Source organism: Saccharopolyspora shandongensis (assembly GCF_900106995.1).
GTDB classification, from domain to species: Bacteria; Actinomycetota; Actinomycetes; order Mycobacteriales; family Pseudonocardiaceae; genus Saccharopolyspora; species Saccharopolyspora shandongensis.
Genome location: NZ_FNOK01000029.1, coordinates 24,554 through 40,075 on the forward strand (window position 1 = coordinate 24,554; position 15,522 = coordinate 40,075).

At 70.5% G+C, this 15,522-nt stretch carries 10 protein-coding genes; 5 read left to right on the forward strand and 5 right to left on the reverse strand.

Annotation, left to right across the window (positions count from 1 at the left end):
* From BLW84_RS26800 to BLW84_RS26815, 4 genes are read right to left on the reverse strand one after another with little or no spacing between them, the layout of a single operon-like run.
* Positions 1–981, reverse strand: a complete 981-nt coding sequence (locus BLW84_RS26800) for an ABC transporter permease (RefSeq protein WP_093270518.1) — start codon at positions 979–981, stop codon at positions 1–3.
* Positions 978–2,486: an ABC transporter substrate-binding protein gene (locus BLW84_RS26805; RefSeq protein ID WP_093270521.1), complete on the reverse strand. Its 1,509-nt coding sequence runs from the start codon at positions 2,484–2,486 to the stop codon at positions 978–980. The genes BLW84_RS26800 and BLW84_RS26805 overlap by 4 nt, the downstream gene beginning before the upstream one ends.
* A complete protein-coding gene (locus tag BLW84_RS26810) occupies positions 2,483–3,466 on the reverse strand; it encodes an ABC transporter ATP-binding protein (RefSeq protein WP_218157487.1) in 984 nt (327 codons plus the stop codon). Before BLW84_RS26810 ends, BLW84_RS26805 begins: the two co-directional genes overlap by 4 nt.
* Entirely contained in the window at positions 3,463–4,473 is a 1,011-nt protein-coding gene (locus tag BLW84_RS26815; RefSeq protein ID WP_245761401.1) for an ABC transporter ATP-binding protein, read from the reverse strand. The genes BLW84_RS26810 and BLW84_RS26815 overlap by 4 nt, the downstream gene beginning before the upstream one ends.
* A gap of 124 nt (positions 4,474–4,597) precedes the next feature.
* On the opposite strand from BLW84_RS26815, the gene BLW84_RS26820 reads away from it, so the two are divergent.
* Positions 4,598–5,218: a TetR/AcrR family transcriptional regulator gene (locus tag BLW84_RS26820; RefSeq protein ID WP_177226708.1), complete on the forward strand. Its 621-nt coding sequence runs from the start codon at positions 4,598–4,600 to the stop codon at positions 5,216–5,218.
* A gap of 145 nt (positions 5,219–5,363) precedes the next feature.
* Here the strand turns inward: BLW84_RS26820 and BLW84_RS26825 are convergent, their stop codons facing one another.
* Positions 5,364–7,004: an FUSC family protein gene (locus BLW84_RS26825; protein ID WP_093270527.1), complete on the reverse strand. Its 1,641-nt coding sequence runs from the start codon at positions 7,002–7,004 to the stop codon at positions 5,364–5,366.
* Between the two features lie 51 nt (positions 7,005–7,055).
* Between BLW84_RS26825 and BLW84_RS26830 the strand changes: the two genes are divergently transcribed.
* From BLW84_RS26830 to BLW84_RS26845, 4 genes are all read left to right on the forward strand, one after another.
* Positions 7,056–7,538 (forward strand): MarR family winged helix-turn-helix transcriptional regulator, encoded by a 483-nt coding sequence (locus tag BLW84_RS26830; protein WP_235883544.1) that lies wholly within the window; start codon positions 7,056–7,058, stop codon positions 7,536–7,538.
* 121 nt (positions 7,539–7,659) lie between these two features.
* Positions 7,660–8,973, forward strand: a complete 1,314-nt coding sequence (locus BLW84_RS26835; RefSeq protein ID WP_093270533.1) for a glycosyltransferase family 87 protein — start codon at positions 7,660–7,662, stop codon at positions 8,971–8,973.
* 460 nt (positions 8,974–9,433) lie between these two features.
* On the forward strand, positions 9,434–13,999 hold the full coding sequence (gene gltB / locus BLW84_RS26840; RefSeq protein WP_093270536.1) for a glutamate synthase large subunit: 4,566 nt from the start codon (positions 9,434–9,436) through the stop codon (positions 13,997–13,999).
* Positions 13,992–15,443, forward strand: a complete 1,452-nt coding sequence (locus tag BLW84_RS26845; protein ID WP_093270539.1) for a glutamate synthase subunit beta — start codon at positions 13,992–13,994, stop codon at positions 15,441–15,443. Before gltB ends, BLW84_RS26845 begins: the two co-directional genes overlap by 8 nt.
* Positions 15,444–15,522 lie beyond the last annotated feature (79 nt).

A 15,522-nucleotide genomic window follows, 5' to 3' on the forward strand; every position in this document is an offset into this window, starting at 1 on the left:
TCACTCCGAGATACGCGGGTCGATGAACCGGTAGGCGAGGTCGACCACCAGGTTCGTGAGCAGCACCAGCAGCGCGGTGATCAGCACGACGCCCTGGATCACCGGGTAGTCGCGCTGGGTGGTCGCCTCCACGACGAGCGTGCCGAGGCCGGGAATCGCGAACAGCGTCTCCACCACGACGCTCGCGCCGAGCACCCGGCTGACCAGCAGCCCGATGATCGTCGCCAGCGGCAGCCCGGCGTTCTTCAAGGCGTGCCGCCAGACCATCGTCCGGTGCGACAGGCCTTTCGCCCGGTGGGTGCGCATGAAGTCCGACCGCAGCACCTCGATCAGCGCGCTGCGCAGCTGGCGGCACACCTCGGCGGCGCCGACCATGCCGAGCGCGATCGCGGGCAGGACCACGTATTGCACCGTCTGCAGGGGATTCTCGGTGAGGCCGACGAATCCCGTCGCGGGCAACCACTGCAGCTGGACGGCGAAGACCAGCACCAGCACCATGCCGATCCAGAAGTTCGGCACCGCGATGCCCAGCGTCGCCGCGCCGGTGATGGCGGTGTCGGCCGGTCGCCCCTGCCGCAGCGCGGCTGCCACCCCGAGCGGCACGCCCAGGCCAACGGCCACCAGCAGCGCCGCCGCGCCGAGCGTCAGCGTGGTGGGAAGCCGTTGCCAGATCAGCGATCCCACGCTCTCGCCGGTGCTCAGCGAGGAGCCGAGATCGCCGGTGATCGCGTGCCGCAGCCAGTCGAGGTACTGGACCGCGAACGGCTGGTCCAGCCCGAGCTGGGCGCGGATCTCGGCCAGCCGCTCCGGGGTGGCGTGCTCCCCGGCGATGGCCTGCGCCGGGTCGCCGGGGATCAGGTGCAGCAGGCCGAACACCACGAACGTCGCCAGCACCAGGGTCGGGACGGCGACCAGGACCCGCCGGCCGATCATGCGCAGCAGCGCGGTGTCCCGGCCCGGTCGCAAAGCCAGCGCGGTCATCGTTGGATCCTCACGGTGGTGAACTTGGGTTTGCCCAGCAAGTTCGGTTCGAAGCCCTGCACGTGCTCGCGGTAGGCGGCGACCGCGTCCGGGAAGATCAGCGGCACGAAGAGCGACTGGTCGGCCACGATCCGGGCCACCGCGCCCAGCTTCTCCGACCGCTGGGCCAGATCCGCGGTGCCGTTCGCGGCGTTGAGCGCCTCGTCGATGCCGGGCGTGGCGACGTGCCCGGCGTTGTAGTAGCCGCGCTCGGTGAACATCAGCTTGTAGGTCAGGCCCGGATCCGGCCGCCCGGTCCAGGCCGACAGCAGCGCCGGGTACTTGCGCTCGTTGAAGAACTCGCTGCTGGCCTGCGTCAGCTCGGTCGGGATCAGGTCGATCTGCACGCCGACCTTGCCGAGCTGGTACTTCAGCACTTCGGCCAGCCGCACGTTGACCGGATCCGGGTAGGTGAGCAGCGGGAACCGCAGGCCGTCGGCGTGACCGGCTTCGGCGAGCAGCCGCCTGGCCCGGTCGGGGTCGTGCGGGTAGGTGGGCACCGCGGACTTCGGGAACGCCCAGTGGTCCGACGGCAGCGGCGTCCAGCCCGGTTCGCCCTGCCCGAACTGCGTGACCTTGAGGATCTGCTCGCGGTCCAGCGCCAGGTTCAGCGCCTCGCGGACCCGCCGGTCGCGGAACACCGGCGCGCTCAGGTCCAGGTAGATGATCAGCTGGTACAGCTGCGGTCCCGCGGCGACCTTCGTGCCCTTCGCCGCGCTGAGCAGCCCGACGTCCTGCGGTGGCGGGTTGAACACCATGTCCTGCTGGCCGGAGCGCAGCGCGTTCACCGCGGTCGAGCCGTCCTTCATGATCGTGAAGTCGATGCTGTCCAGGTGCGGCAGCCCGCGCTGCCAGTAGCCGAGGAAGCGCTCCACCCGCACCAGCTGGCCGTAGCGCCATTCGACGAACTTCCAGGGCCCGGCGCCGACGGGATTGCGTTCGAAGGCGTCGCCCTCGCGCTCGGCGGCGGTGGGGGAGACCAGCATCCCGGCGCGGTCGGCGAGCGTGAGCAGCAGCGAGCTGTCCGGCCGGGTCAGGTTCAGCCGCACCGTCCGCACGTCGAGCACGTCGACGCCGGTCACGGCGGCCACATCGGACTTGATGTTGGACTTGGGGCCCTTGGCGCGCTCGATGTTGTACTTGACGGCCTGCGCGTCGACCGGCGTGCCGTCGTGGAACCGCACGTCCGGGCGCAGGTGCAGCACCAGCGCGGTCGGGTCGTCCTGGTTCCAGGACTCGGCCAGTCCCGGCGCGGGCTCCAGGGTCTTCGGGTCGAACGACACCAGGGTGTCGTACATGGTGTAGAGGATCGCGTGGTCCGAACCGGAGTTGCCGCGCTGCGGGTCCAATGAGGACGGATTGGACCGCCACGCCACCCGCAGGTGCTGCCCGCCCTCGGCGGCTCCGCTGCCGCACGCGGTCAGCGCCAGCAGCAACACCCAGACCACTGCGGCGATGCGCTTCACGCCTGGCCTCCTTCGACGCCGCGCAGCGGCAGGGATTCGGGGAAGTGGCACGCGGACCAGCGGCCCGGCTCGACCTCCGCCCACTTCGGGACCTCCTCGGCGCACCGCTGCTGCGCGTAGCGGCACCGGGTGCGGAACCGGCAGCCCGAGGGCGGGTCCACCGGGCTCGGGATGTCGCCTTCGAGGACGATCCGGTCGCGCTGCTGCGAGCCGATCCGCGGCTGCGCCGAGACCAGTGCCTCGGTGTAGGGGTGCAGCGGCCGCTCCACCACCTCGTCCACCGGGCCGAGCTCCATCAGCCGGCCCAGGTACATCACGGCGACCCGGTCGGCGATGTTCGAGACCACCGCCAGGTCGTGGGTGATGAACAGGTAGGACAGCCCGAGGCCGGCCTGCAGCCGGCGCAGCAGGTCGAGGATCTCCGCCTGCAGAGCCACGTCCAGCGCGGACACCGGTTCGTCGCAGACCACCAGCGCCGGATCCAGGACGAGCGCGCGGGCGATGTTGACCCGCTGCTTCTGGCCGCCGGAGAGCTCGTGCGGGTAGCGCTCGCCGTGTTCGGCCGACAGGCCGACCGACTCCAGTGCCGCCAGCGCGCGGGTCCTGCGCTCGGCGTGATTCCCCTTGCCCTGCACCAGGAGCGGCTCCTCGACGCTGGACGCGATGCGCATCCGCGGGTCCAGCGACGCGTTCGGGTCCTGGAACACCATCTGCAAGCGGGTCAGCGCCTCGCGCCGGGCCCTGCCGCGCAGCGTCGCCAGGTCCGCGCCCGCGAGGCGCACCTCGCCGCCGCTGGGACGCACCAGTTGCAGCAGCGCTCGGCTGAGCGTGGACTTGCCGGAGCCCGATTCGCCGATCAGACCGAGCGTTTCTCCTTCACGCAGTGCGAAGGAGACCCCGTCGACGGCGCGCACTCGCTCGCCCTTGCGTTTGGTCGCGAACGACACCGCGAGGTCATCGACCTGAAGCAACTCGCTCACCGGGCGACCCCCGGCAGCGTCAGGTCGGCGGTGCGGACGCAGCGCACCGTGCGCGCGCCGGCGACTGGGAGCAGCTCGGGCCGGTGGTCCCGGCAATCGTCGGTGGTGAAGTCGCAGCGCGGGTGGAAGACGCATCCCGGCGGCGGGGCGTCCGGCGGCGGCACCCGGCCGGGGATCGCCTTGAGCTCGGCGTGGCGGGCCTCGATCCGAGGGATCGCCTGCAGCAGCCGCGAGGTGTAGGGGTGCCGGGGCGCGCCGAGCACGTCGGAAACGGGCCCGCTCTCGACGGTTTCGCCCGCGTAGAGGGTGACCATCCGGTCGCAGAGCTCGGCGACGACGCCGAGGTCGTGGGTGATGAACAGGACCGCCGTGCCGTGCTGCCGCGTCAGGTCCCGCAGCAGTTCGAGGATCTGCGCCTGGATCGTCACGTCGACGGCGGTGGTGGGTTCGTCGGCGATCAGCAGCCGGGGGCGGCAGATCAGCGCGATCGCGATCACCACGCGCTGCCGCATCCCGCCGGAGAGCTGGTGCGGGTACTCGCCGAAGCGCTGCTCCGGCAACGGGATCCCGACGGCTTCGAGCATCTCGACCGCGGCCTTGCGGGCGGCCCGCTTGCCCATGCCGCGATGCGCGAGCAGGCATTCGGTGAGCTGGTGGCCGACGGTGAACACCGGGTCCAGCGCGCTCATCGGTTCCTGGAAGACCATGCCGAGTTCGCTGCCGCGCAGCCGCTGCCGCTCCGGCTGCGAGAGGCGGAGCAGGTCGGTGCCCGCGAAGCGGATCCGGCCGTCGATCACCGCGGGCGGCGTGGGCAGCAGGCCCATCACGGCGAGCGCGGTCAGGGACTTGCCGCTGCCGCTTTCGCCCGCCATGCCGACGATCTCGCCGGCACCGACGTCGAAGGACACGTCGCGCACGGCGGTGGTGCGGGATTTCCGGCCGAGGAAGGAGATGTTCAGGTGCTCGACTTCCAGCACCCGGTCCGGGGAATTGCGGGGGAGTGTCAACGCTGGCCTCCCGAGGGTGTGTGACGCCGGGCACTCTAAGCTGTGTGTAAAACTGACGTCAATATCAATTTTTCGGGATGCGCTAGGTTGGCGCATCTCTGTACCGAGTCACCAGGAGGAAGCGGTGGCCGTTGAGCGGCTGCAACCGGTAGCCAGCCCGAAGACGCCGAAGGGGCGCGGTTCCAAGGAATCGCTGCTGCGCGCGGCGCGCACGGTGTTCGGCCGGTCGGGCTTCGCGGCGTCCCGTGTCGCCGACATCGCGGCCGAGGCGGGCATGTCCAACGGCGCGTTCTACCGGTACTACACGGACAAGCGCGAAGCGCTGGTCGAGCTGATGACGGAGCTGCTGGACGGCCTCTTCGGCCAGTCGCGCGCCCGGTGGAACCCGGGAGACGCGATCGAGTCCGTGGTGATCAGCACGGAGCGCTACTTCCGCTACTACGAGGACAACGCCGACCTGTTCCGGGTCCTGCACGAGACGGCGCAGACGGACCCGGAGATCGAAGCGATGCAGGCCGAGATGCGGCGCACGTTCCACGACCGCATCACGCGGATGGCCCGCAAGGGCATCGAACGGGGCCTGATCCGCCCGAGCCTCGACCCGGAGCTCGGTGCGGCGTTCCTGGGCGGCATGACGGAGCACTACGCCTACACGCGCTTCGTCCTCCACCGCTACCCGGAACGCGAGATCCACGAGGTGAGCCGGGAACTGGCGAACCTCTGGGCCCACGGAGCCCTCGCCTGACAACCCGAACCGCGGGCCGTTCGCTGACGGAAGGTGTCAGTGGGCCGAACCTAGGGTCCGGGCCATGGAAAGAGCCGACGAACACGGCACCGGCGGCAACGCCGAAGGCGCTTGCAACGCCTTGGTTGCCGGGCGGTAGCGCCCGTCAGCCGCGCGACGTCCAGGAGTGCTCGCGAGACGGGGCGGTGGCCGCGAGGATCTCGTAGGACGTGCGCTCGGTGTCGAGGACTTCTCGGGTGCGGGTGTTGCGGTGCCAGAGTTCGCCTTCGGCGACCGCGTGGGCGTTCCGGAGCGCGAACAGGGACCGCATCAGGCGGGCGCGTGCATCGTCCACAGTGGTCTTCTGCGCGGAGACCGCTTCGCGGAGCGCTTCTTGCGCGTCGAGGCAGTCGGCGAGAGCCAGGTCGAGGCGGCGGGTGGTGTGGCGGTCGATCAGGAGGAGGCTCATCGCCGCCGCGATCAGCGCGCCGAGCACCGTGGTGCCGATCCGCTCGGCGACCAGGGCGTTGTGCGCCGCCGGGTTGCCGAGCGAGCTGAGGCCGAGGGCCAGGGGAGTCACGAACATCAGGCCCAGCGCGTAGTTGGCCTGCACCACCAGTTCGGCGGCCAGTTGGCAGATCACCACCAGGACGAGGATCGCCATCGGACCCGGGTGGAAGCCGAACATCACCAGCGCCGGCAGGGCCCCGGCGATGGTCCCGGTCGTGCGCTGGACCGTCCGGTGCCAGGTGCTCGTCGCGTTCGCCGACTGCAGCACCGCGCTGGCCGACACGATCGCCCAGTACTCGTGCCCGAGCCCGAGCGCGCCGGTGATCAGCCCGGCGAGCAGGCACGCGACGACCATCCGCCCGGCGCCGGGCAGCAACGGCCCGACCCGCCGCAGCCGCTGGGTGGTCCGCGGTTTCAATTGAAACCGCGAACCGCCGGTCCTCGTCTGCGGTTTCAATTGAAACTGCGGTTCCGGGGGTCGGTGTGGTGCGGCCGGGACTCGGCAGCGGTGGATCTTCCGGGAGAGGGCCCGGAGTTCGACGGCGGCGTCGGCGGGGTGGTGGAGCAGGGTTTCCGCGTGGGCCACGTGGGCGCGGATGCGGTCGAACGTGCCGCGGTGGGGCTTGCCGCGCAGCGTCGCCGACGCCCGGTGCACCGCGAGGTGCGCGCGGTGGCGGGTGGCGTGGCTCGGGGTTTCGAGGTGGTCCGCGACGGCCGCCAGGGCGCGGGCGGCGGCCACCCGGTGGGGCCCGGTCGGGTGCAGCAGGTAGCCGAGCAGGCTCAGCGCCACCGACAGCGCCGCCGATGCGGCGGTGACCGCGATGTGCAGGCCGACGGTGGACCAGCCGTGCGAGGCGTACGCGGCCGCGCCGGCCGCGAAGACGAACATCAGGCCGCCGGGCGGGCCGAAGTCGAGCACGTCCGACGCCAGCTTCCCCAGCGCCGCGATCGCGGTGAGCACGACGACCCCGGCCAGCGGATGGTCCGTGGCGGCGGCGATCATCGTTGCCGCCGCCACGCTCGCGACCAAGCCCAGCGCGATCAGCGACAGCAGGCGCGCCCGGCGGGACCACGTGTCCACCCGGCAGTACAGCGACGTGAAGGCGCCGAACGCGGCGAAGGGGACGAGATCGATGCGGTTCAGGGCCACCAGCGCGACCATCGGCGTGGCGAACGACACGCCCACGCGCGCCGCGGGCACCACCACGCCGCCGACCGTCCAGTTCAACCGCAGCGCTTCGCGGGTGCGCAGGGTCCGGCGGAGGCGGGAGAAGGCGGTGCGGGAAAAGACGTTCACTAGTAAAATATTACCAGATGGTTTACTTGTGAAGGAGTTGCGTTGGGCGACGTGGTCGGACGGATCAGCGCGCAATGGCGCGAGCAGCGCCCGGACCTGGACGTGTCCCCGATCGACGTGATCGGCAGGGTGCGGCGGCTGGGTGCGCTGACCAACCAGCTCGACGAGTCCGCGTTCGCCGACTCCGGGCTGTCGCGGATGGAGTTCGAGGTGCTCAGCGCGCTGCGGCGGGCCGGCGGCGGGCTGCGGCCGAGCCAGCTCACCAGGGAGACGCTGTCCTCCGGCGCGGCCACCACCAAGCGGCTGGCCCGGCTGGAGACCGAGGGGCTGATCACCCGCACCTCGTCCCGGCGCGACCGGCGGGAGATCGACGTGCGGCTCACCGAGCGCGGGCTGGAGCTGATCGACCGGCTGTTCCCGGCGCAGCTGGAACGCGAACGCGACCTGCTCGCGCCGTTGGCGCCCGACGAACGGGAGAAACTGGGCGAGCTGCTCGCCAAGGTGCTGGAATCACTCGACGGAACCGCGCGATGACCCGCTGTCCTGCGGCGAGGCGAGTGCGGGCAGCTGATCTCGTTGGGTTAGAGTTCTTCGGTTCATCACGGGTGTTTCCCGCGACCTGGCGAACTCGGAGTGATCGCTCGATCACGAAGCGGTGGTCGACGTCGGTCGCCTGATCGAGAGGACCCAGTTGGCCACGGTGCAGTTCGAGTCCGGCCGTGCTGTCCTGAACCTCGGCGGCCTGCCGGACCGGCTTCGCGGAATCGTCGTGAACCACTCCCGCGCCGTCATCGCGGTCTCGGTGCCGCTGCTGATCGCGTCCTTCGCGCTGCTGGTGCTGATGCGCCGGGCCGGGCTGGACCAGGGCTCCGGCATCGACTACCAGGTGTACCGCTGGGCGGTGCACACCTGGCTGGCCGGCGGCGACATCATGAACACCGCCCCGACCGTCAGCATCGGCCGGGTGCTGCCCTGGGTGTACCCGCCGTTCGCGCTCCTGCCGCTGCTGCCGTTCGCGCTGCTGCCGTTCGTCGCCGGGTTGGTCGCGCTCTACGCCGTGGACCTGCTCGCCATCGGCGCGGCGCTGTACCTGGTCACCCGCCACCTGTGGCCGGTGGTCGGCAAGCGCGGCGCGCTCGCGGTGGCGATGGCGCTGCTGCCCTGGACGTTGTTCCTGGAGCCGGTGTACGCCTCGTTCGGGCTGGGCCAGATCAACATCGCGCTGATGGGGCTGGTCATCGTCGACTGCCTGGCGCCCAACCCGCGCTGGCCGCGCGGCATGCTGATCGGCATCGCCGCGGCGATCAAGCTCACGCCCGCCGCATTCCTGCTGTTCTTCCTGTTCCGCAAGGACTTCCGCGCCGTCGGCGTCGCGGTGGCGACGGCCGTGCTCGGCACGCTGGCGGGCTTCGCGCTGAACTACCGGGCCGCCGTGGAGTACTGGTTCGGCAAGGGCCCGGCGCACGGCGTCAGCGGCTCGGCCTTCCACACCAACCAGTCGATCATGGGTGGGCTGGCCCGGCTGGAACTGGCCCCGGTGGCGCAGAACGGGATGTGGCTGGTGCTCGCGCTGGCCTGCGCGGCCGTCGTGGCCTACGCGATCCGCCGGACCGAGCCGGCGCTCGCCGTGGTCGCCAACGGCCTGCTCGCGCTGCTGGTGTCGCCCACGTCGTGGTCGGATCACTGGGTCTGGTGCGCGCCGGGACTCCTGGTGCTCCTCGGCTACGCCGTTCGGCTGCGCAGCCCGGGCTGGCTGCTCGCCGCCGGGGTGACGCTGGTGACCGTGCTCGTCGCCTCGTTCCGGATGCTGCCCACGGGCCCGCCATGGGCGCCGTTGCAGCACCTTTTCGGCAATCCCTATCTATTGCTCGGATTTGCACTGCTTGCGCTTCTCGGTCGTTTTGCCCGGAATTTCCCGAGCCCGATTGCGCCGGAAGGACCACTCGCTGCGGCCGCGTTGCGGAGCTGAGCCGGGCCTCCGGCTCGACAGTGGACGGTCCGCGGCCGCGAACTCGTTGGCAATCGGGTGGGTTCGCCGTGCTGTACCCGGGGTGTCCGGTCGAACACGGAAAACACTTGTTCTGAACCGAATCCGAACTCGTAGTTCGAAGATTCGGTGGTGCGCAAGAAGATCGTGAACAATGCCACTTGGGGCTTGGAACAGTCGCGTATGGACACTGTCGTGGTGCAGAATTCCCGAGCCCGCCGGGTTTGCGACAACGGTGTCCCAATGGCTGGGAGCTCCGTAATCTTCGTTTAACTTCGCGTTACTCAGCGGTAGCTTTCCGGCCGCTCGCTATGTAGAGTGCCTCAAACTGACCAAGAGTGCAACGGCGCATCCTTTTGTCAGTGCCCCCAAAGGCTCTTGCGGGATCGCAGTGGGTGAGTCATGCCCTGCTGCGACCTGCGGCCTGACGACGGGAGGTCTGATGCCCCGATCCCACCATGCAAGAAAATTGGCGCAGCGAAGCGCCGCTTCCCAGGGTCTTTACGACCCGGCCAATGAACACGACGCTTGCGGTGTCGCGTTCGTCGCCGACCTGCGCGGTCGGCGCAGCCACGACCTGGTGGCCAAAGCGCTGACGGCGCTGCGCAACCTGGAGCACCGCGGTGCCAAGGGTGCCGACCCGGACACCGGGGACGGCGTCGGGCTGCTGACCCAGATCCCGGACGAGTTCTTCCGCGCCGTCGTGCCGTTCGACCTGCCCGAACGCGGCGGCTACGCGGTAGGCACCGCGTTCCTGCCCGCAGACCCCGACGAAGCGGCGCGGGCCGCGGCGGCCATCGAGCGCATCGTGGCCGAGGAAGGCCTGCGGCTGCTCGGCTGGCGCGAACTCCCGGTGGAGTCCAGCTGCGCCGGCAGCTCGGCGCGCGAGACCATGCCGGGCTTCCGCCAGCTCTTCGTCGGCCACGGCACCGATGCCGCGCACTGCGAGACGGCGCTGGAGTTCGAGCGGCGCGCGTTCTGCGTCCGCAAGCGGGCCGAGCACGAAGCCGACGTGTACTTCCCGAGCCTGTCGGCGCGCACCATCGTCTACAAGGGGATGCTGACCGAAGCGCAGCTCGGCGCGTTCTACCCCGACCTGCACGACGAGCGGTTCGCCAGCGCGATCGGCCTGGTGCACAGCCGCTTCTCCACCAACACGTTCCCGTCCTGGCCGCTGGCGCACCCGTACCGGTTCATCGCGCACAACGGCGAGATCAACACGGTCAAGGGCAACCGCAACTGGATGCGGACCCGCGAGAGCATGCTGGCCACCGACCTGATCCCCGGTGACCTGCAGCGGCTGTACCCGATCGCGACGCCCGGCGCCAGCGACTCGGCGACCTTCGACGAGGTGCTGGAACTGCTGCACCTGGGCGGCCGGTCGCTGCCGCACGCGGTGCTGATGATGATCCCCGAGGCGTGGGAGAACCACGCCGAGATGGACCCGGCCCGCCGCGCGTTCTACGAGTTCCACAACTACCTGATGGAGCCCTGGGACGGCCCCGCGCTGGTGGCGTTCACCGACGGCACCCAGATCGGCGCGGTCCTCGACCGCAACGGGCTGCGGCCCGGGCGCTACTGGGTCACCGAGGACGGGCTCGTGGTGCTGGCCAGCGAGGTCGGCGTGCTGGAGGTCGACGCGGACAAGGTCGTCCGCAAGGGCCGCCTGCAGCCGGGCCGGATGTTCCTCGTCGACACCGGCGAGGGCCGCATCATCGACGACGACGAGATCAAGGGCGAGCTCGCCGCCGAATTCCCGTACCAGGACTGGCTCGACGAGGGCGTGGTGCACCTCGCCGACCTGCCGGACCGCGAGCGCGAGCTGCCCTCGCACGACTCGCTGGTGCACCGGCAGCAGGTCTTCGGCTACGCGCAGGAAGAGCTGGGCGTCCTGCTCAAGCCGATGGCAAGCACCGGGGCCGAGCCGATCGGCTCGATGGGCAACGACGTGCCCTTCGCCGCGTTCTCCGAGCGGCCGCGGCAGCTTTTCGACTACTTCACCCAGCTGTTCGCACAGGTCACCAACCCGCCGCTGGACGCGATCCGGGAAGAGCTGGTCACCTCGCTGAGCACGCACGTCGGGCCCGAGCACAACCTGCTCGACCACGATCCGCGGGCCTGCCACAACCTGGCGCTGCCGTTCCCGGTGCTGGACAACGACGAGCTCGCCAAGATCGTGCACGTCGACGACGACGGCGACCACCCGGGCCTCAAGCCCGCGGTGATCGACGCGACGTTCCGCGTCGCCGGCGGCGGCGAGGCGCTTCGCGCGCGCCTCGACGAGATCTGCGACGAGGTGTCGGCCGCGGTGGCGAGCGGGGCGCACGTGCTGGTGCTCTCGGACCGCTCGGCCGACGTCGAGCGCGCGCCGATCCCGTCGCTGCTGACGACCGGTGCCGTGCACCACCACCTGGTGCGCGAGAAGAAGCGCACCCAGGTGGGCCTGATCGTCGAAGCCGGCGACGTCCGGGAAGTGCACCATGTCGCTCTTCTCATCGGTTACGGCGCCGCTGCCGTTAACCCGTATGTGGCGATGGCCACCGTCGAAGATCTGGTGCGCGGTGGCGTGATCCAGGGCATCGACGCCAAGCAGGCCACCGCGAACCTCATCAAGGCGCTGGGCAAGGGCGTCCGCAAGACCATGTCCAAGATGGGCGTGTCCACTGTGGCCTCCTACACGGGCGCGCAGATCTTCGAGGCCATCGGCCTCGGCGACGAGGTCGTGCGGCAGTGCTTCACCGGCACCACTTCGCGGCTCGGCGGCGTCGGATTCGACGTGCTGGCCGAGGAGGTCGCCGACCGGCACCGGCGGGCGTACCCCGCCGACGGCGTCGCGGCACCGCACCGGTCGCTGCAGATCGGCGGCGAGTACCAGTGGCGGCGCGAAGGCGAGCCGCACCTGTTCAACCCGCAGACGGTGTTCAAGCTCCAGCACTCCACCCGCAGCGGCCGCTACGAGGTGTTCAAGGAGTACACCAACGCCGTCGACGACCAGTCGCGGGAGCTGATGACCCTGCGCGGGCTGTTCAAGTTCCGCGAGGGCGCGCGCAAGCCGGTGCCGATCGACGAGGTCGAGCCGGTGTCGTCGATCGTCAAGCGGTTCGCCACCGGCGCCATCTCCTACGGGTCGATCTCGCAGGAGATGCACGAGGTGCTGGCCATCGCGATGAACCGGTTGGGCGGCAAGTCCAACACCGGCGAGGGCGGCGAGGACGCCGACCGGTTCACCCCGGACGCAGGCGGCGATTCGCGGCGCTCGGCGATCAAGCAGGTCGCCAGCGGCCGGTTCGGCGTGACCAGCGAGTACCTGGTCAACTCCGACGACATCCAGATCAAGATGGCGCAGGGCGCGAAGCCCGGCGAGGGCGGGCAGCTGCCCGGCCACAAGGTGTACCCGTGGGTGGCCAAGACCCGGCACTCCACGCCGGGCGTGGGCCTCATCTCGCCGCCGCCGCACCACGACATCTACTCGATCGAGGACCTGGCGCAGCTGATCCACGACCTGAAGAACGCCAACCCCAGGGCGCGGATCCACGTCAAGCTGGTGTCCGAGGTCGGCGTCGGCACGGTCGCCGCGGGCGTGTCGAAGGCGCACGCCGACGTGGTGCTGATCTCCGGCCACGACGGCGGCACCGGTGCCTCGCCGCTGTCGTCGATCAAGCACGCCGGCGGCCCGTGGGAGCTCGGGCTGGCGGAGACGCAGCAGACGCTGCTGGCCAACGACCTGCGCGACCGGATCGTGGTGCAGACCGACGGCCAGCTCAAGACCGGGCGCGACGTGGTGATCGCGGCCCTGCTCGGGGCCGAGGAGTTCGGGTTCGCCACGGCGCCGCTGGTGGTCTCCGGCTGCATCATGATGCGGGTCTGCCACCTCGACACCTGCCCGGTGGGCGTGGCGACGCAGAACCCGCAGCTGCGCGAGAAGTTCACCGGCAAGGCCGAGTACGTGGTGAACTTCTTCGAGTTCATCGCGCAGGAGGTGCGGGAATACCTGGCGGAGCTGGGATTCCGGTCGCTGGCCGAGGCCATCGGGCACGCCGACCTGATCGACACCTCCGATGCGGTGCGGCACTGGAAGACCCAGGGCCTCGACCTCACGCCGATCACGCACGTGCCGGAGCTGCCGCGCGGCGCGGCGCGGCACCAGACCACCGAGCAGGACCACGGTCTGGAGAAGGCGCTGGACAACACGCTGATCCAGCTGTGCGAGGGTGCGCTGAAGGAAGGCAACCCGGTGCGGCTGGACATGCCGGTGCGCAACGTCAACCGCACGGTCGGCACCATGCTCGGCTCGGAGCTGACGCGGCGGTGGGGCGGCGAAGGTCTGCCGGACGACACCATCGACGTGACGTTCACCGGCTCGGCCGGGCAGTCCTTCGGCGCGTTCGTGCCGCGCGGCATCACCCTGCGGCTGCTGGGCGACGCCAACGACTACGTCGGGAAGGGCTTGTCCGGCGGGCGGATCGTGGTTCGCCCGGACGCGTCCGCGCCGTTCGCGGCCGAGCAGAACATCATCGCGGGCAACGTGCTGCTCTACGGCGCGACCAGCGGTGAGCTGTTCGTCCGCGGCGTCGTCGGCGAGCGGTTCTGCGTGCGCAACTCCGGCGCCGTGGCCGTCGTCGAAGGCGTCGGCGACCACGGTTGCGAGTACATGACCGGCGGTCGCGTGGTGATCCTCGGCGAGACGGGGCGCAACTTCGCGGCCGGTATGTCCGGTGGCGTCGCGTACCTGCTGGACCTGGACACCAGGCGGATCAACCCCGAGATGGTCGACCTGGACCCGCTAGACGACGCCGACCGCGAGTTCCTGCACGACCGGGTGCGGCGGCACTTCGAGCAGACCGAGTCTGCGGTGGCGCGCCGGCTGCTGGCCGATTGGGACGCCGCCGTCGAGCGCTTCGGCAAGGTCATGCCGAGGGACTTCAAGCGGGTGCTCGCGGCCCGGACCGCCGCCGAGCGCGACGGGCGCGACGTCAACGAGGCGATCATGGAGGCCGCACATGGCTGATCCCAAGGGATTCATGACGACGCCGCGGGAAACGCCGCTGCGTCGCCCGGTGGACGTGCGCATCAAGGACTGGCGCGAGGTCTACCTGGAGTTCGAACAGCCCAAGCTGCAGAAGCAGGCCGGCCGCTGCATGGACTGCGGGATCCCGTTCTGCCACCAGGGTTGTCCGCTGGGCAACCTGATCCCGGAGTGGAACGACCTGGTGTGGCGGGACGACTGGCAGGAGGCCGCGGAGCGGCTGCACGCCACGAACAACTTCCCGGAGTTCACCGGGACGTTGTGCCCCGCGCCGTGCGAGGCGGCCTGCGTGGTCGGCATCAACTCCGACCCGGTCAGCATCAAGCAGGTCGAGATCACCATCATCGACAAGGCCTGGGAAGCCGGTCACGTCCGCCCGCAGCTGCCCCGCGCGGGCACGGGCAAGACGGTCGCCGTGGTCGGCTCCGGGCCCGCCGGGCTCGCCGCGGCGCAGCAGCTGACCCGCGTGGGCCACAACGTCGTGGTCTACGAGCGGGCGGACCGCATCGGCGGGCTGCTGCGCTACGGCATCCCGGAGTTCAAGATGGAGAAGCACCGGCTGGACCGGCGGCTGGGCCAGATGCGGGCCGAGGGAACCGAATTCCGCACCGGCGTGAACGTCGGCGTGGACGTGACGGTGGAGCAGCTGCGCGAGGACTACGACGCGGTGGTCCTCGCCGGCGGTGCGACGCAGGCACGGGACCTGCCGGTGACAGGGCGCGAGCTGGACGGCGTCCACCAGGCGATGGAGTACCTGCCGCTGGCGAACAGGGTGCAGGAGGGCGACCTCGCGCGCTCGCCGATCCACGCCGAGGGCAAGCACGTGGTCGTCATCGGCGGCGGTGACACGGGCGCGGACTGCGTCGGCACGGCGCACCGGCAGGGTGCGGCTTCGGTGACGCAGCTGGAGATCATGCCGATGCCGCCGGAGTCGCGCTCCGAGGCGCACCCGTGGCCGACCTACCCGATGATCTACCGGGTGTCCTCGGCGCACGAGGAGGGCGGCGAGCGCCTGTACTCGGTCAACACCCAGGAGTTCCTGGGCGATGACCAGGGCCGCGTGCGGGCGCTGCGGCTGGTGGAGGTGCGGCGCACCGACACCGGCTTCGAGCCGGTCGAGGGCACGGAGCGGGAGCTGCCCGCGCAGCTGGTGCTGCTCGCGATGGGCTTCGTCGGCCCGGAACGAGCGGGTCTGCTGGAGGATCTCGGCGTGTCCCTGGACGCCCGCGGCAACGTCGCCCGGGACGAGAACTTCATGTCCAGTGTGGACGGGATCTTCTCGGCGGGGGACATGGGCCGCGGCCAGTCCCTGATCGTCTGGGCGATCGCCGAGGGCCGGTCCGCGGCGGCGGGAGTCGACCGCTACCTGGCGGGCCGCAAGATCCTGCCGACTCCGATCGCACCCACCGATCGTCCGCTGGTGTGATCGAAGCCCGCTGAGGCGAGGAACATCGGAGGCCGTGGGTCCGCTGCACAGCGGACCCACGGCCTCCGATGTTCCGTCA